The sequence below is a fragment of the Actinomyces howellii genome (assembly GCF_900637165.1).
GTDB classification, from domain to species: domain Bacteria; phylum Actinomycetota; class Actinomycetes; order Actinomycetales; family Actinomycetaceae; genus Actinomyces; species Actinomyces howellii.
This window is the reverse complement of sequence record NZ_LR134350.1, coordinates 687,654-703,942: the sequence shown is the minus strand read 5'-3', so window position 1 is coordinate 703,942 and position 16,289 is coordinate 687,654. Positions and strand designations below refer to the sequence as shown.

The following is a 16,289-nucleotide window of genomic DNA, read 5'->3' as shown; positions in this document are numbered from 1 at the left end:
GGCCGGTGGTCGGGAAGCATATCGAGCTGTTCCTCGTCGACGGGGAGCCAGGGGGTATCACCACCGCGAACGTCTCCGGCTGGACCGGCCATGTCCTCGCCGGGCCCCGGACGGCGCTGACCCGCCTCCTGGCCCGGGACGAGGCGCACAGGAACGGCGTGTACCTTCTGCTCGGCGAGGACCCTGAGTCGATCGACAGCACACGCTGCTACATCGGGCGGACCGAGGACTTCTCGATGAGATTCCGCCAGCACGATCGAAAGAAGGACTGGTGGGACCGGGCGGTGCTCATCAGCTCCAAGGAGGACTCCTTCAACGAGGGCCACTGGGGCTACCTTGAAGCACGTCTGGTCGACATCGCCAGGAGGGCGGAGCGATCCTCCCTACCCGACAACCTTCAGACCCCGCAGTTGCGCAAGCTCTCCGAGGCCCAGATCTCCGACGTCGAGGCGTTCCTTGACCAGATTCACGGCATCTTGCCCGTCCTGGGCGTCCACGTCCTGCGCACCGCAACCGGGCCCGAGCCGGAGGATCGTTCCGACCCCGTGCTGTCACCGGTGTTCACCCTGGTCGTCCCCCGGCGAGGGGTTGAGGCCCGTGCACGCGTGATCGGCGAGGAGTTCGTCATGCTGGCAGGCTCCCACGTCGTAGGAGCCTGGAACGCCGCAGGGCGAAGCGAGCAGACCCGACGCGCCTACGACTCCTACCGGGCCCGGCACGCCAAGCTCGTGGCCGACGGCAGCATCGTCGTCGAGGGGGCGATCGGGGTGCTCACCCGCGATGTCCCATTCACCTCCCCGTCAACCGCCGGGGCCGTCGCCACCGGAGCGGCCTGCAACGGTCGGAGGTCATGGAAGACCGACGGAATGGCGTACGGTGACTGGGAGAACCGCGATCTCGCCGTCGACCAGCCCAGCGCGCCCTCACCGATCGCAGGAGGCCTCTGATCATATGCCTGTCCACGACCGTCCCGGCCCCGGAATCGAGCCGGTGCTCCTGACCGACGAGGCTACCGTCGTCGGCCTCTACGATCCTGAGAGCGGATCACGCTCCGGCTACCAGTCGGAGGCCGAGCTGGAACGCGCCCTCATCGCCCAACTGCGGGAGCAGGCCTACGAGTACGTCGTCCTGGAGTCCGAGGCCGATCTGATCGCGAACCTCCGCGCCCAGCTCGAGACGCTCAACGACTACACCTTCACCGACCAGGAGTGGAGGCGCTTCTTCGAGACGTCCATCCTCACCCGGTCCGGCGTCGACGAGATCGCCGAGAAGACGCGTCGTATCCAGGAGGACCACGTCCAGGTCCTCCAGCGCGACAACGGCGAGTCGAAGAACATCCGACTCATCGACAAGCAGCGAGTTCACAACAACCGACTTCAGGTGACCAACCAGTACACCGCCGACGACGGCGCCCACAAGAGCCGCTACGACGTGACCGTCCTCGTCAACGGCCTGCCCTTGGTTCACATCGAGCTCAAGCGCCGCGGGGTGGAGATCCGCGAGGCCTTCAACCAGATCAACCGCTATCAGCGCGACTCCTTCTGGGCAGGCGCAGGCCTGTTCGGCTACGTCCAGATCTTCGTTATCTCCAACGGCACCCACACGAAGTACTACTCCAACACCACCCGCCTCGACCACATCACGGAGTCAGGGCGCACCCGGCGGCAGGCCAAGGCCGCTACCTCCGACTCCTTCGAGTTCACCTCCTGGTGGTCCGATGCCACTAACGCCCCCATCGCCGAGCTGACGGACTTCACCGCGACCTTCCTCGCCAAGCACACCCTCCTGGCCGTCCTCACCCGCTACTGCGTGCTCACCACCGCCGGCAAGCTGCTCGTCATGCGGCCCTACCAGATCGCCGCCACCGAGGCGATCCTGCGACGTATCGGCACCGCATCTGCCCACGGGCTCACCGGCACCATCGAGGGCGGTGGCTACATCTGGCACACCACCGGCAGCGGCAAGACCCTGACCTCCTTCAAGACCGCGAAGCTTGCCGCCGGTCTGGAGGGCATCGACAAGGTGGTCTTCGTCGTCGACCGCAAGGACCTCGATCACCAGACCATCCGGGAGTACAACCGCTTCGCGCAGGGCACCGTCTCAGCCAACCAGTCCACCGCCCAGCTGGCCAGGCAGATCGACGACCCGTCGGTGAGGATCATCGTCACGACCATCCAGAAGCTCTCGACCTTCGTCAAGGGCCACCGCGCCCACCGCATATACGACGGCCACGTCGTCCTCATCTTCGACGAGTGCCACCGCAGCCAGTTCGGTGACATGCACACCGACATCACCAAGGCGTTCCGGAACTACCACCTCTTCGGGTTCACGGGTACCCCCATCTTCGCAGCCAACTCCAGCTCGGGGGGCGACATCAGGCTGCGCACCACCGAGCAGGCCTTCGGCAGGCAGCTGCACGCCTACACGATCGTCGACGCCATCCGCGACAAGAACGTCCTGCCCTTCCGCATCGACTACATCGACACCGTCAGGATGCCCGCCTCCGTGCGCGACGGCGAGGTCAGCGGCATCGACGCCGAGCGCGCCCTGCTCGACCCGGAGCGTCTCAGACAGGTCGTCACCTACATCCGCGAGCACTTCGACCACAAGACGAGGCGCAACTCCGCCTACACCCTGGGCCAGCGGCGCCTCCTGGGCTTCAACTCCCTGCTGGCTACCGCCTCGATCAAGGCCGCCCGCGCCTACTACGCGGAGTTCCGGCGCCAGCAGGAGACGCTGCCGGCCGACAGGCGCCTGAGTATCGGGATCGTCTACTCGTACGCGCCCAACGCCGACGCGCCAGGGGAGACCCTGGCCGACGAGTCCGTCGACCCCACCGCCCTGTCGACCGATGACCGAGCCTTCCTCGACGACGCCATCACGGACTACAACACCCAGTTCGGCACGACCTACGACACGAGCGCCCAGGGTTTCGAGGGCTACTACGAGGACATCTCCAAGCGCCTGGCCGAACGACAGATCGACCTGGTCATCGTCGTCAACATGTTCCTCACGGGCTTCGACTCCAAGACCCTCAACACCCTGTGGGTGGACAAGCCCCTCCGCGCCCACGGGCTCATCCAGGCCTTCTCCCGCACCAACCGGATCCTCAATGCGGTCAAGTCCTACGGCAACATCGTGTGCTTCCGTGACCTCCAGGAGGAGACCGACGAGGCGATCGCGCTGTTCGGGAACAAGGACGCCGGCGGCCTGGTGCTGCTCAAGGCCTACGCCGAGTACCTCGCCGACTACCTGGACAAGGTCGCCCGGCTGCGCGAACGCTTCGAACCCGGCCGCCGCATCGACTCCGAGGCTGAGAGCCGAGCCTTCATCACGCAGTTCGGCGCGATCCTCCGGCTGCGCAACATTCTGACCAGCTTCGACGACTTCTCAGGTGACGACGTGGTCGACGAGGCCGAGCTGCAGGACTACCGCAGCGTGTACGTCGACCTTTACTCCCAGATGCGTCGCACCTCTGATGCGGACAAGGAGGTCGTCAACGACGAGCTCGTCTTCGAGATGGAGCTCGTCAGGCAGGTCGAGGTGGGGGTCGACTACATCCTCATGCTCGTCGAGAAGCACCGTCAGGGCGTCCCCGGCGGTCAGGACCGCGAGATCCCCGTCGAGATCGCCCGAGCGGTCGCCTCCAGCCCCACGCTGCACTCCAGGAGGGACCTCATCGAGGACTTCGTGCGCTCGGTGTCCGCCCACGGCGACGTCGCCGCCCAGTGGCACGACTTCATCAGCCTGCGGCGCGAGACCGAACTCGAGGACATCATCAGCGGGGAGAGGCTCCAGAAGGACGCGACACTGGCCTTGGTCGAGGACGCGATGCGAGACGGGTACGTCCCCACCGAGGGCACAGGCATCACGAAGATCCTTCCGCCGGTCTCCCGCTTCCACCGCCCGACCGACGGCAAGGACGGCTACGACGCCAAGAAGAAGCGCGTCGTCCGTGCCCTTGCCGCCTACGTCGACCGCTTCCGCGTGCTCGGCGGCCCCGCATGACCCCCCGCGGGCGTCGTCCGGCCGGAAGCCCTGACGCAAGAGACGCCATCCTCACCGCCGCCCGCGCGGCCTTCGCCCGGGAGGGGTTCTCCACCTCCCTGCGGGGCATCGCCCGGCAGGCCGGGGTCGACCCCGCCCTGGTGCACCACTACTTCCCCGACCGCGCCCGCCTCTTCGCCCAAGCCGTCATCGTCGACGCCGAGGGCGCAGGTCTCGACGTGGAGGCCGTGGTCGAGCGTCTGGCCTCCCTGCGCGCCGAGGACCTGGGGGAGGGGGTCGTCCGCCTCTTCCTGACGACCTGGCAGACGATGGGCGCTGACCGCTTCACCGCCATGGTGCGCGCCGCCATGACCGACGACCTGGCGCGCACGAGCCTGCAGTCCTACATCTCCAGCGAGCTCCTCGAGCCGGTCATCGCACGGCACGCCGCCGACCGCCCCGTCCTGCGCGCCCAGCTCATCGCCAGCCAGATGCTCGGGCTCGGCGTGGCGCGCTGGGTCACAGAGGTCTCCGAGATCGCCGCGGCCGACGTCGAGGACCTCGTGGCCATCTACGGGCCGACGATCCAGCGCTACGCCACCGAGGACCTTCCCGGCGCGTGAGCTCCTGCTCCGTTCACCGTCGCGTTCGCACCTTGTGCCTCGCGATTGTCAGGGGCGCCCGTCGCGTTCGTACCTTGTGCCTCGCGATCGTCAGGGGCGCCCGTCGCGTTCGTACCTTGTGCCTCGCGATCGTCCCTTGGAGGTGCGCACCCGCTGCACAGGGTACGAACTCGCCGGTGGGCCCGGTGACCCCGGTGACCCCGGTGGCCCCTGCCGCCTGGACAGCCCCGCAGTGAGGGTGACGGCGTCAGAGAAGGGATGCTTGCTCACCTGGGCACCGGAAAGTAGATTCATCACGTGATGAAAAATCCTTCACCGGCCGTCCGCACCCGGGACCTGCGGGTGACGCGCAGCCGAAAGCAGATCCTGCGCGGCATCGACCTCGCGCTCGCGCCGGGCACCGTCACCGGCCTGCTCGGCCCCTCGGGCTGCGGCAAGACCACCCTCATGCGCGTGCTCGTCGGCGTCCAGCGCTACGAGGGGGAGGTCCTCGTCCTGGGACACGCCCCCGGAGCCCCGGCGGTGCGAGGCCGCACCGGCTACGTCACCCAGTCAGCCGCGATCTACCGCGACCTGACCGGCAGGCAGAACCTGCGCTACTTCAGCCGGCTGGCCGGACCTCGATCCCGCGACGTCGACGAGGTCCTCGACCTCGTGGGCCTGGGTGCCATCGCCGACCGCCGGGTCGAGACCTACTCGGGAGGAGAGGCGGGGCGCGTCTCCCTGGGATGCGCCCTCGTCGCGGCGCCTGAGGTCCTCGTCCTCGACGAGCCGACCGTCGGCCTGGACCCCGTGACCCGTGAGGAGCTGTGGGAGTCCTTCCGGCGGCTGGCCGAGTCCGGAACGACCCTGCTCGTGTCCAGCCACGTCATGGACGAGGCCTTCCGCTGCGACCAGGTCCTGCTCATGCGGGCAGGACGCCTCCTGGAGACCACGACCGCACCGGAGCTCCTGGAACGCACCGGTGCGGCCACCCTTGACGAGGCCTTCCTTGCCGTGATCCGTACGGAGGAGCCATGAGCCCCAGGACGTATCTCGCGACCACCGGACGGATCCTGGCCCAGCTGCGTGCCGACAGGCGCACCGTTGCACTCATCATGGGGGTGCCGGCGGTCCTGCTCACCCTCCTCTACTTCGTCTACTCCGACCAGAGCGGCGGCGAGGTGCTGTTCAACCGGGTGGCCGTCTCGATGATGGCGATCCTGCCGATGCTCGTCATGTTCCTCGTCACGAGCGTGGCCATGCTGCGCGAGCGCACCTCGGGCACCCTCGAGAGGCTGTGGACCACCCCTGTCCACCGCGCCGACCTCCTGCTCGGCTACGCCACCGCCTTCACGCTCACAGCCGTGGGCCAGTCCCTCCTCCTGTGCGCCGTGGCCGCCTGGGCCCTCGACGTCACGATCGCCTCGAGCTGGGCCTGGGTGGTCCTCACCGCGCTGCTCGACGCCTTCGTCGGAGTCGCCACCGGCCTGGTCACCTCCGCCTTCGCCCGCTCGGAGTTCCAGGCCGTCCAGTTCATGCCCGTGGTCATCAGCCCGCAGATCTTCCTGTGCGGGCTCCTCGTCCCCCGCGACGAGCTGCCCCGCGCCCTGGAGCTGGCGGGCAACGTGCTGCCGATGAGCTGGGCCAACGACGCCGTCGGCGAGCTGGCCTCCTCAGCGGGCGTCTCAGGCGACTTCTGGCGCAACATGCTGTGGCTCGCGGTCGCGGGGGTCGTCGTCCTCCTCCTGGCCTCGATGACGACGCCGCGCCGGTCGCGCTGAGCCTGACGGCACGGGCGTTTCGGGTGCGGGGCGGTGCGCCTATCCTGGTCCGAGGAGCTGTGGTGCCTGCAGGCCGCCTGGCCTGGGGGCGGGGGCGGAAGGAGCATCCCGATGACGACGACGACCTCGCGGGCCGGGAGTCACTGCCTGCTCGACGTCGCCTACCGCACGATCGACACCCCGGTGGGCCGTCTGCTGCTGGCCGCCACCGACACCGGCCTCGTGCGCGTCGCCTTCGAGCGCGAGGGCTTCGAGGCGGTGCTGGAGTCGCTGGCGCAGGCCGTCAGCCCCCGGGTCCTGGAGGCGCCAGCCCGTCTCGATCGGGTCGCCGCAGAGCTCGACGAGTACTTCGCAGGCCAGCGGCAGGCCTTCGACGTGCCCCTGGACCACACGATGTCCTCAAGGGCATCGGGCTTCCGGCAGCTCGTCCAGCGCTACCTTCCGCGCATCGGCTACGGGACCACGCGGACCTACAAGGAGGTCGCCGAGCTCGTCGGGCACCCCCGGGCGGTCCGGGCGGTCGGAACGGCCTGTGCGACGAACCCCTTGCCCGTCGTGGTGCCCTGCCACCGGGTGCTGCGCACCGACGGCGGCCTGGGCGGGTACCTCGGCGGCCTCGAGGCCAAGACGAGGCTGCTGGCGCTGGAGCGGGCGGCATGACCCCCGCTGGCGCCGAGCCCGGCGGGAACCTGCCTGAGCCGGTCGAGACAGGCGGCCTCGTCATCGGCGACGACGGTCTGGCGCGCCCGGCGTGGGCCGCCACCGACCCCCTCCTGTGCGAGTACTACGACACCGAGTGGGGCATGCCCGTGCGCGATGAGCAGGGCGTGTACGAGCGCCTCAGCCTCGAGGCCTTCCAGGCGGGGCTGTCCTGGGTGACCATCCTGCGCAAGCGACCCGCCTTCCGCGCAGCCTTCGACGGCTTCGACCCCGACCGGGTCGCCGACTACGGGCGGGAGCAGGTCGACCGGCTCATGGGCGACGCGCGGATCGTGCGGAACCGGGCGAAGATCCTCGCCACGATCCGCAACGCGAGGGCCACGATCCGCCTGCGGGAGGCCGGCGGGCTGGCCGAGCTCGTCTGGTCCTTCCAGCCCTCCGAGACACCGACCCCGCGCACGCTCGCCGAGATCCCCACGAAGTCCCCCGAGTCGCTGGCCCTGTCCACCGCGCTGCGCAAGGAGGGCTTCGCCTTCGTCGGCCCCACGACGATGCACTCCCTCATGGAGGCGATCGGCATCATCGACACCCACCTCATGGGCTCCCATCGGCGCGGCGCCTCCGGCGTCTGGCCCGCATGACCCCGGGACGAGCCCGGAACCAACCCAGGTGACCAGCCCAGGACGAGCCCAGGGTGGCCCAGCCTCATCGACCCGGGTCACCTGCTGCGTGCCCGCAGGTCCTTACCCTCCGCGTGCGCCCGGGGGCGCCCGGGGTGGACGCGGAGGCGGGGTGGACGCGGAGGAGGGGTGGACGCGGAGGAGGGGTGCCCGTGGTCACGCCCTGCCTCGAGGAGAGGAGGGCCATAATCTCTTGCACTAGAAGAAACTTCTAGGCACACTTACCTGCGGCCGCGAAGCCGCGCCCCACACGGCGCAGGCCGGACGGGGGAGAGGGCGGGCCGGCCGCCGCGAGCACGCAGGAGCACGCATCAGCACGGAAGGGGTGCCATGGACAGCACCGCGACGAGGACGGACGAGGACTCCGGCCCTCGCCCCGAAGAGCTGGCCGCCGAGCTGCTCGAGCACGTCGGCGGCATCCACCGACCCGCCGGCCGCGAGCTCCGCGGCTCCCTCCAGGGGGAGCGCGCCGTCCTCCACCACCTCGAGCGCTGCGGGCAGTCCTCCTCTCCGGGGGAGCTCGCCGAGGCTCTGCACCTGAGCTCGGCGAGGATCGCCAACATCCTCAAGGCCCTCGAGCGCAAGGGCTGGGTCGAGCGCGTCCACGACTCACGCGACCGGCGCCGCGTCCGGGTCCGGCTCACCGACCACGGCGTGCAGTGCGTCGCCCGCTTCAAGCACGAGGCCGTCACGACCATCGGCGCGATCATCGAGGCCCTGGGCGAGCCCGACGGCACCGAGCTGGTCCGCATCATCGGACGTGTGCGCAGCCTCGTCGAGGCCGGCGTCATCACCATGCCCCCGCCCCCTCCCGACTAGCGTCCCGCCCACCCCGAGAGCGCACCGCCCCCGCCGTCCCGCCCCGGGGCGACGGGCCGGCGCGCCCGAACAGGACCTGCAGCACGCCCCGGGGCACCACACACACAGGAAGGAGGACCGCATGATCACAGCGCTGTCCTACCTCAGCCGCCGGGAGCGGGGGATGGTCGCCCTCACCCTGGTTCTTATCGTCGTCCAGGTCTGGCTCGACCTGCTCCTGCCCGACTACATGTCCCGGATCACGACGCTCGTCCAGACCGAGGGCTCCCAGATGAGCGAGGTCCTCACCCAGGGCGGCTGGATGCTCGCCTGCGCCCTGGGCTCGATGGCCTCGAGCGTCGTCGTGGGCTACCTCGCCGCGCACGTGGCCGCGGGACTGGCCCGCACCCTGCGCACCGCCGTCTTCGAGCACTCCCTGGGCTTCTCGACCGCCGAGGTCTCCCGCTTCACGGCGGCCAGCCTCATCAACAGGGCGACCAACGACATCACCCAGATCCAGAACGTCGTCGCCATGGGCCTACAGGCAGTCGTCAAGGCCCCGATCCTCGCGGTGTGGGCCGTGCTCAAGGTCGCGGGCAAGAGCTGGCAGTGGTCCGCGGCGACCGCGGTGGCCGTCCTCGTCCTGTGCATCATGCTCACCGTCATCCTCACCGTCGCCGTGCCCCGTTTCCGCAGGATCCAGGGACTGACCGACGTGCTCAACCGCGTGACCCGCGAGCACCTGACCGGGATCCGCGTCGTGCGCGCCTACAACGCCGAGGCCTACCAGGAGGCGGCCTTCGGGAGGGCCAACGACGACATCACGAGGACCAACCTGACCGCCAACCGGGTCATGGCCGTCATGAACCCCGGGATGAGCCTCATCAGCGCGGGACTGACCCTGTCGGTCTACACCATCGGCGCCCACCTCATCAACGACGCCGGTCAGCCCGAGCGCCTGGGCCTGTTCGCCGACATGGTCGTCTTCTCCAACTACGCCATGCAGGTCATCATGGCATTCATGCTCCTGACCATGGTCTTCATCCTGCTGCCCCGCGCGCAGGTGGCGGCCACCCGGGTCCTGGAGGTCATCAAGACCGTTCCCGCCGTCGCCGACCCCGCCTCGACGGCCGCCCCGCCGGCGCGCAGCGGCACCATCGTCCTGGAGAAGGTCTCCTTCCGCTATCCCGGCGCCGCCGCCGACGCCCTGACCGACGTGTCCCTGAGCGCCGCCCCCGGCCAGACCGTCGCGATCATCGGCGCCACCGGCGCGGGCAAGACGACCCTCGTCGACCTCGTCCCCCGCTTCCAGGACGCGACCTCGGGACGGGTGCTCGTCGACGGCGTCGACGTGCGCGACTACAGCCTGGAGGACCTGCGCTCCCGGATCGGCTACGTCCCCCAGCGCTCCTACCTCTTCGCCGGCACCATCGCCTCCAACGTCGACTACCCGGGCCAGGGGGCCGACCCCCAGGCGCGCGAGAGGGTCGTGCGGGCCGTGGCCACGGCCCAGTCCACCGACTTCGTCGAGGCCAAGGAGGACGGCTACGACGCCGAGGTGACCCAGGGCGGCACGAACCTGTCAGGAGGCCAGCGCCAGCGGCTGTCCATCGCCCGTGCGCTGGCGGCCGAGCCGGAGATCCTCATCTTCGACGACTCCTTCTCGGCACTGGACTACGCCACCGACCGCGCCCTGCGCCAGGCCCTGGCACAGCGCTCGCCACGTGCCACGACCCTCGTGGTCGCCCAACGCATCGGCACGATCCGGCACGCCGACCGCATCGTCGTGCTCGAAGCGGGACGGGTCGTGGGTCAGGGCACCCACGACGAGCTGCTCGAGACCTGCCCGACCTACCAGGCGATCGCCCGATCCCAGCTCACCGAGGAGGAGCTGCGCCATGCCTGAGCACACCACAGAGTCCGTCGACCGCCTCCTCCAGCCCCGGCGCCCCGCCCCTCGGCGCCCCATGGGCGTGCGTGCGGGGTTCATCCACTACCTGCGCCCCCACGCGAGGACCATCGCCGTGTCGACCGTCATGGCGGTCGGGGGTGCGGCACTCAACCTCGTGGGCCCCTCGAAGCTGTCGGAGATCACCGACCTCGTCACCGAGGGCCTGTCGACCTCGATCGACCTGGAGGCCATCGGCTCCCTGGCCGCGCTGCTCGCCGTGCTCTACGCGGCCGGCTTCCTCCTGTCCTTCGTCCAGGGCTACCTCATGGCCGGGGTCGTGCAGGCCTCGACCCGGTCGATGCGCAACGACATCGCGCGCACAATCAACCGCCTGCCCCTGTCCTACCTCGACACCCGCTCGACCGGTGACGTCCTGTCCCGGGTGACCAACGACGTCGACACCGTCGCCCAGTCGATGAACCAGAGCCTGTCCTCCCTCGTGTCCTCCCTGACCCTCCTCGTGGGCTCGGCGACCATGATGCTGCTCACCAACTGGATCATGGGGCTGGCGGGCATCGTGACGGTCCTGCTCGGCGTGCTCCTCATGGGCTCGGTCATGAGGCGCTCGCAGCGCTACTACGCCGAGCAGCAGACGCGCATCGGCACGCTCAACGGCCACGTCGAGGAGACCTACAGCGGGTTCACGGTCGTCAAGGCCTTCAGGGGCGAGCAGCGCGCCTCCGACCTCCTGCACGAGCACAACGACGCCCTGTACACGGCGGCCTGGAGGAGCCAGTTCCTCTCGGGCCTCATGATGCCGATGATGATCTTCGTCGGGAACCTCTCCTACGTCGTCGTGTGCGTCGTCGGCGCGGCGCTGGCCCTGCGGGGCCACATCAGCTTCGGGGTCATCGTCGCCTTCATGGTCTACGTGCGCCTGTTCACCCAGCCGCTCCAGACCATCGCCCAGGTGGCCTCGACCTTCCAGCCCATGATCGCCGGGTCCCGGCGCGTCTTCAGCCTCCTGAGCGAGCGCGAGATGGGGCCCGACGGCGATCTCGCCCCCGACCCCCAGCGGGCGCGCGGCGAGATCGTCATCGACCATCTGCGCTTCGGCTACACCCCCGAGCGCACGATCCTCACGGACTTCTCGGCCCGGGTCCGCCCGGGCCAGAAGGTCGCCATCGTCGGCCCGACAGGGGCGGGCAAGACCACGATCGTCAACCTCCTCATGCGCTTCTACGAGGTCGACGCGGGCACGATCACGATCGACGGCACCGAGGTGCGCGAGATGAGCCGGTCGGGCCTGCGCGAGCTGTTCGGCATGGTCCTCCAGGACACCTGGACCTTCGAGGGGACCCTGCGCGACAACCTCGTCTACAACCGCCAGGGGGTGTCGGACGAGCGCCTCGACGAGGTCTGCGCCGCCACCGGCCTGACCGAGCTCGTGCGCCGGCTGCCCCAGGGCTACGACACCGTCCTGGACGAGGCCACGAGCCTGTCGGCAGGGCAGAAGCAGCTCATCACCATCGCACGGGCGATGATCAAGGACGCTCCCCTTCTCATCCTCGACGAGGCCACCTCCTCGGTCGACACGCGCACCGAGGCGGTCGTCCAGGAGGCCATGGACCGTCTCATGAGCGGGCGGACCTCCTTCGTCATCGCCCACCGCCTGTCCACGATCAGGAACTCCGACCTCATCCTCGTGCTCGAGGGCGGCGACGTCGTGGAGTCCGGCACCCACGACGAGCTCCTCGCGCTGGACGGGGCCTACGCCGAGCTGTACAACAGCCAGTTCGAGCCCGCCGCCTGAGCCGTGCCCCCGGCAGCGGACGGCCGGGCGGCGCAGGAGGTCCAGGCGCGCGTGCCGGTAGACTCCGGGGCGATGACGACCCCAGCAGCCGCCTCCGCGGTGATCACCTCCACGACCACGTCAGCCACGTCGGCCACGTCGGCCACGTCGGCCACGTCGGCCACGTCGGCCGCCTCCTCGAAGGCGGTCACGCGCAGCCTCGTCCTTCCGGGTGACCTGCCCCCCGTGTCCGTCCTGGGCGTGCGCGACGAGGTCCTGCGCGCCGTCGAGCGCGGCTTCCCCGACGTCGACATCTACGTGCGCGGCACGACCGTGACCGCCAGCGGGCCGCAGGAGCGCGTCGAGACGGTCATCGTCCTGCTCTCCGAGCTCGTCGACGTCGCCCGGGCCGGCACGCCCCTGACCGCCGACGCCGTCGAGCGGGCCATCGGCCTGCTCGACGGCCAGGTCCGCCCCACCGAGGTCCTCGCCGACGACGTCCTGACCGCCCGGGGCCGGACCATCCGCCCCAAGTCCCTGGGGCAGAAGGCCTACACCGACGCCATCGAGCGCTCGACGATCACCTTCGGCATCGGGCCCGCGGGCACCGGCAAGACCTACCTGGCCATGGCCAAGGCCGTCGACGCCCTGGCCCGTCGTCGGGTCTCCCGCATCATCCTGACCCGCCCGGCGGTCGAGGCGGGGGAGAACCTGGGCTTCCTGCCCGGCTCCCTGACCGACAAGATCGACCCCTACCTGCGCCCCCTGTACGACGCCCTCCACGACATGCTCGAGCCCGACGCCCTGCCCCGGCTCATGGCCGCGGGCACCATCGAGGTCGCGCCCCTGGCCTACATGCGTGGACGCACCCTCAACGACGCCTTCGTCATCCTCGACGAGGCGCAGAACACGACACCCGAGCAGATGAAGATGTTCCTCACCCGCCTGGGCTTCGGCTCCACGATGGTCGTCACCGGGGACGTCTCGCAGATCGACCTGCCCGGCTCGCGCACCTCGGGCCTGCTCGTCGTGCGCAGGGTCCTGCAGGGCGTCGAGGGGGTGGAGTTCTGCGAGCTCGGTGCGGCGGACGTCGTGCGGCACCGGCTCGTGGGACGGATCATCGAGGCCTACTCGCGCTACGAGGCCGACAGGGCCGCGGAGTCGGACCCCGAGCGTCCCCCGCGCGCCCGGCGCCGCCCACCGTCTGACCACCGGGAGAGGAACCGCCCATGACCACCGAGGTCCTCAACGAGACCGAGACCCCCGTCGACGGGGCCGAGTTCGCGGCCCTGGCCGACCACGTCCTGCGGACCCTGCACGTCAACCCCCTGGCCGAGCTCAACATCCTGTTCATCGACCCCGAGCCCATGGCCGAGCTCCACATGCGCTGGCTCGAGCTGCCCGGGCCCACCGACGTCATGAGCTTCCCCATGGACGAGCTGCGCCCCGGCACCGCCGAGGAGGAGACCCCGGCCGGGACGCTGGGCGACGTCGTCCTGTGCCCCCAGGTCGCCGCGACGCAGGCGCTCGAGGCAGGTCACTCCGCCGTCGAGGAGATGCTGCTGCTCACCGTCCACGGCATCCTCCACCTGCTCGGCTTCGACCACGCCGAGCCGGAGGAGAAGAAGGAGATGTTCGACCTCCAGCGCAAGCTCCTCCTCACCTTCCTGGCGGAGAGGGGCGCATGAGCGGCACGCCCGTCGTGCAGCTGGTCCTGGCCGCTGTGCTCGTCCTGGCCCTGGGTGCCGCCCTGTCCGCCGGGGAGGCCGCCCTGGGCCGCATGACGCGTGCCGCCGCCGAGGACCTGGTCGAGGACGGCCGCCGTGGGGCACCGCGGGTGGCCGCCCTGGCCGACCGCCGCCCCCAGGTCCTGGCGGGCCTGGCCGCCGTGCGCGTCGGGGTCGACATGCTCGGCGCCGTCCTGCTCACCCTCGCCCTGGCCGGGGTGCTCGACTCCTGGTGGCAGGTGCTGTGCGGCGCGGTCGCCCTCAACGCGCTCGTCCTGGGCGTCCTCGTGGGCGTGTCGCCCCGCTCGGCGGGACGGCGCAACCCGGCGGGCACCCTGCTCGTCCTGGCCCCGCTGCTCGAGCGGATCGACTCCCTGGGCGCCCCCTGGCGGTGGCTGGACTCGCGCTACGGCCGCGCGGCGACCCTGACCGACGCCGAGGCGCGCGCCGAGGTCACCGAGGACCTGCGTGAGATGATCGACGAGATCGGCGACTCCGACTCCATCGAGCACGAGGACCGCGAGATGATGCGCTCGGTGGTCGAGCTCGGGCAGACCCTCGTGCGCGAGGTCATGGTCCCGCGCACCGACATGGTGACCATCGACGCCCACAAGCCGGTCTCGGCGGCCATGCGCCTGTTCGTGCGCTCGGGCTACTCCCGGGTGCCGGTCGTGGGGGAGGACGCCGACGACGTGCGCGGCCTGGTCTACCTCAAGGACGTCCTGCGCCGGCTGTCCGAGCACCCCGAGCACGAGGGGCGCCCGGTGTCGGCCTTCGTGCGCGAGCCGGTCTACGTCCCGGAGACCAAGCCCGCCGACGACCTGCTGCGCGAGATGCAGGCCGGGCACGTCCACATGGCCCTGGCCGTCGACGAGTACGGCGGGATCGCCGGCCTGGTCACGATGGAGGACCTCCTGGAGGAGGTCGTCGGCGAGCTGACCGACGAGCACGACCCCGCCGAGCCGGAGGTCGAGGACCTGGGCGAGGGCCGGTTCAGGGTGCCCGTGCGCCTGGGCCTGGACGAGCTCGGAGCCCTGTTCGACCTGGAGATCGACGACGACGACGTCGACACCGCCGGGGGCCTGCTCGCCAAGGCCGTCGGCCGGGTCCCGCTGCCCGGTGCCAGCGGCCAGGCCCAGGGCGTCCACCTCCGTGCCGAGGAGGCCACGGGCAGGCGCCGTCAGGTGGCCACCCTCGTGGCGAGCAGAGCCGCTGATCCCCGGGCCGCAGGCCCCGACGACCCAGGAGACTGAGGGACATGACCGACGAGACGACTGACAAGACGACCGACGACACGAGCGGGCGGGCCGCAGTCTTCCGCTTCCCCAGCGACGAGGAGCTCATGGCCGGACCCAACGCCCTCGAGGCCGACACCGATGACGACCCTGAGGCCCAGGGCCCGGCCTCGGCCCGGGCCGAGATCCTCGTCCCCGAGGTGCCCGAGGGGTACCGGGCGGGCTTCGCCTGCCTCGTGGGCCGGCCCAACGCCGGCAAGTCCACCCTGACCAACGCCCTGGTCGGCACCAAGGTGGCCATCACCTCCGGGCGCCCCCAGACCACCCGTCACAACGTGCGCGGTGTCGTCCACCGGGACGACGCCCAGCTCGTGCTCGTCGACACCCCGGGCCTGCACCGGCCCCGCACCCTGCTGGGCAAGCGGCTCAACAACCTCGTGCGCGAGACCCTCACCGACGTCGACGTCATCGCGCTGTGCGTCCCGGCCGACGAGAAGGTCGGTCCGGGGGACCGCTACATCGCCCGGGACGTCGCCGAGCTGGGCACCCCGGTCGTCGCAGTGGTCACCAAGTCCGACACCGTCCCGCGCGCGCGCCTGGCCGCCCAGCTGCTCGCGGTCGACGCGCTGGGGGACTGGGCGGACATCGTCCCGGTCTCGGCGGTCGCCGGTGAGCAGGTCGACGTCCTGGCCGAGGTCCTCATCTCCCACCTGCCGCCCTCGCCGCCCCTGTACCCCACCGGTGAGGTCACCGACGAGCCGCAGGCGGTCATGATCGCCGAGCTCGTCCGCGAGGCCGCCCTCGAGGGCGTGCGCGACGAGCTGCCGCACTCCCTGGCGGTCGTCGTCGACGAGATCGTCGACCCGCAGGCCGCCGACCACGACGGCTCCGCCGTCAAGGGCGCGGGACAGCGCCTCCAGGTGCGCGTGAGCCTCGTCGTCGAGCGCGACTCCCAGAAGGCCATCATCATCGGCCGAGGAGGAGCACGCCTCAAGGAGATCGGGGTGGCCGCCCGCCGCGGCATCGAGGAGCTCGTCGGCCGCAAGGTCTACCTCGACCTCCACGTGCGCACCGCCAAGGACTGGCAGTCCGACCCCAAGGCGCTGGCCAGGCTCGGGTTCTAGGACAGGTTC

The 16,289-nt window shown here is 70.4% G+C and carries 15 protein-coding genes; 14 read left to right on the top strand and 1 reads right to left on the bottom strand.

Annotation, left to right across the window (positions count from 1 at the left end; genetic code table 11):
• Positions 1–5 precede the first annotated feature (5 nt).
• The 10 genes from EL245_RS02965 (at position 6) to EL245_RS02920 (ending at position 12,215) form a co-directional block, all read left to right on the top strand.
• On the top strand, positions 6–947 hold the full coding sequence (locus tag EL245_RS02965) for a GIY-YIG nuclease family protein (protein WP_126381794.1): 942 nt from the start codon (positions 6–8) through the stop codon (positions 945–947).
• Between the two features lie 4 nt (positions 948–951).
• Positions 952–4,008, top strand: coding sequence for a type I restriction endonuclease subunit R (locus EL245_RS02960; protein WP_126381793.1), 3,057 nt, complete (start codon positions 952–954; stop codon positions 4,006–4,008).
• Entirely contained in the window at positions 4,005–4,610 is a 606-nt protein-coding gene (locus tag EL245_RS02955) for a TetR/AcrR family transcriptional regulator (RefSeq protein ID WP_126381792.1), read from the top strand. The genes EL245_RS02960 and EL245_RS02955 overlap by 4 nt, the downstream gene beginning before the upstream one ends.
• A 342-nt stretch (positions 4,611–4,952) precedes the next feature.
• Entirely contained in the window at positions 4,953–5,630 is a 678-nt protein-coding gene (locus tag EL245_RS02950; protein WP_237585275.1) for an ABC transporter ATP-binding protein, read from the top strand.
• On the top strand, positions 5,627–6,373 hold the full coding sequence (locus EL245_RS02945) for an ABC transporter permease (protein WP_126381791.1): 747 nt from the start codon (positions 5,627–5,629) through the stop codon (positions 6,371–6,373). Before EL245_RS02950 ends, EL245_RS02945 begins: the two co-directional genes overlap by 4 nt.
• A 111-nt stretch (positions 6,374–6,484) precedes the next feature.
• Positions 6,485–7,033 carry a methylated-DNA--[protein]-cysteine S-methyltransferase gene (locus EL245_RS02940; RefSeq protein WP_126381790.1) on the top strand — a complete coding sequence of 183 codons (549 nt, stop codon included), beginning with the start codon at positions 6,485–6,487 and terminating at the stop codon, positions 7,031–7,033.
• Complete coding sequence (locus EL245_RS02935; RefSeq protein ID WP_126381789.1) at positions 7,030–7,674, top strand: DNA-3-methyladenine glycosylase I; 645 nt, start codon at positions 7,030–7,032, stop codon at positions 7,672–7,674. The genes EL245_RS02940 and EL245_RS02935 overlap by 4 nt, the downstream gene beginning before the upstream one ends.
• Before the next feature lie 369 nt (positions 7,675–8,043).
• Positions 8,044–8,532 (top strand): MarR family winged helix-turn-helix transcriptional regulator, encoded by a 489-nt coding sequence (locus tag EL245_RS02930; RefSeq protein WP_126381788.1) that lies wholly within the window; start codon positions 8,044–8,046, stop codon positions 8,530–8,532.
• A 121-nt stretch (positions 8,533–8,653) separates the two neighbouring features.
• Complete coding sequence (locus EL245_RS02925; protein WP_126381787.1) at positions 8,654–10,417, top strand: ABC transporter ATP-binding protein; 1,764 nt, start codon at positions 8,654–8,656, stop codon at positions 10,415–10,417.
• The gene (locus EL245_RS02920; RefSeq protein WP_126381786.1) at positions 10,410–12,215 is read left to right on the top strand and encodes an ABC transporter ATP-binding protein; all 1,806 of its coding nucleotides are present in this window, start codon (positions 10,410–10,412) and stop codon (positions 12,213–12,215) included. The genes EL245_RS02925 and EL245_RS02920 overlap by 8 nt, the downstream gene beginning before the upstream one ends.
• Here EL245_RS02920 and EL245_RS13555 read toward each other — a convergent pair.
• The gene (locus EL245_RS13555) at positions 12,173–12,406 is read right to left on the bottom strand and encodes a hypothetical protein (protein ID WP_232009972.1); all 234 of its coding nucleotides are present in this window, start codon (positions 12,404–12,406) and stop codon (positions 12,173–12,175) included. The genes EL245_RS02920 and EL245_RS13555 overlap by 43 nt on opposite strands.
• Here EL245_RS13555 and EL245_RS02915 point away from each other — a divergent pair.
• The 4 genes from EL245_RS02915 to era are packed head-to-tail and all read left to right on the top strand — an operon-like array spanning position 12,315 to position 16,280.
• Complete coding sequence (locus tag EL245_RS02915) at positions 12,315–13,427, top strand: PhoH family protein (protein WP_232009916.1); 1,113 nt, start codon at positions 12,315–12,317, stop codon at positions 13,425–13,427. The genes EL245_RS13555 and EL245_RS02915 overlap by 92 nt on opposite strands.
• On the top strand, positions 13,424–13,882 hold the full coding sequence (gene ybeY, locus EL245_RS02910) for an rRNA maturation RNase YbeY (RefSeq protein ID WP_126381784.1): 459 nt from the start codon (positions 13,424–13,426) through the stop codon (positions 13,880–13,882). The genes EL245_RS02915 and ybeY overlap by 4 nt, the downstream gene beginning before the upstream one ends.
• Positions 13,879–15,174: a hemolysin family protein gene (locus EL245_RS02905; RefSeq protein ID WP_126381783.1), complete on the top strand. Its 1,296-nt coding sequence runs from the start codon at positions 13,879–13,881 to the stop codon at positions 15,172–15,174. The genes ybeY and EL245_RS02905 overlap by 4 nt, the downstream gene beginning before the upstream one ends.
• A 5-nt stretch (positions 15,175–15,179) precedes the next feature.
• Entirely contained in the window at positions 15,180–16,280 is a 1,101-nt protein-coding gene (gene era / locus EL245_RS02900) for a GTPase Era (RefSeq protein WP_126381782.1), read from the top strand.
• The last annotated feature ends 9 nt before the right edge of the window (positions 16,281–16,289 follow it).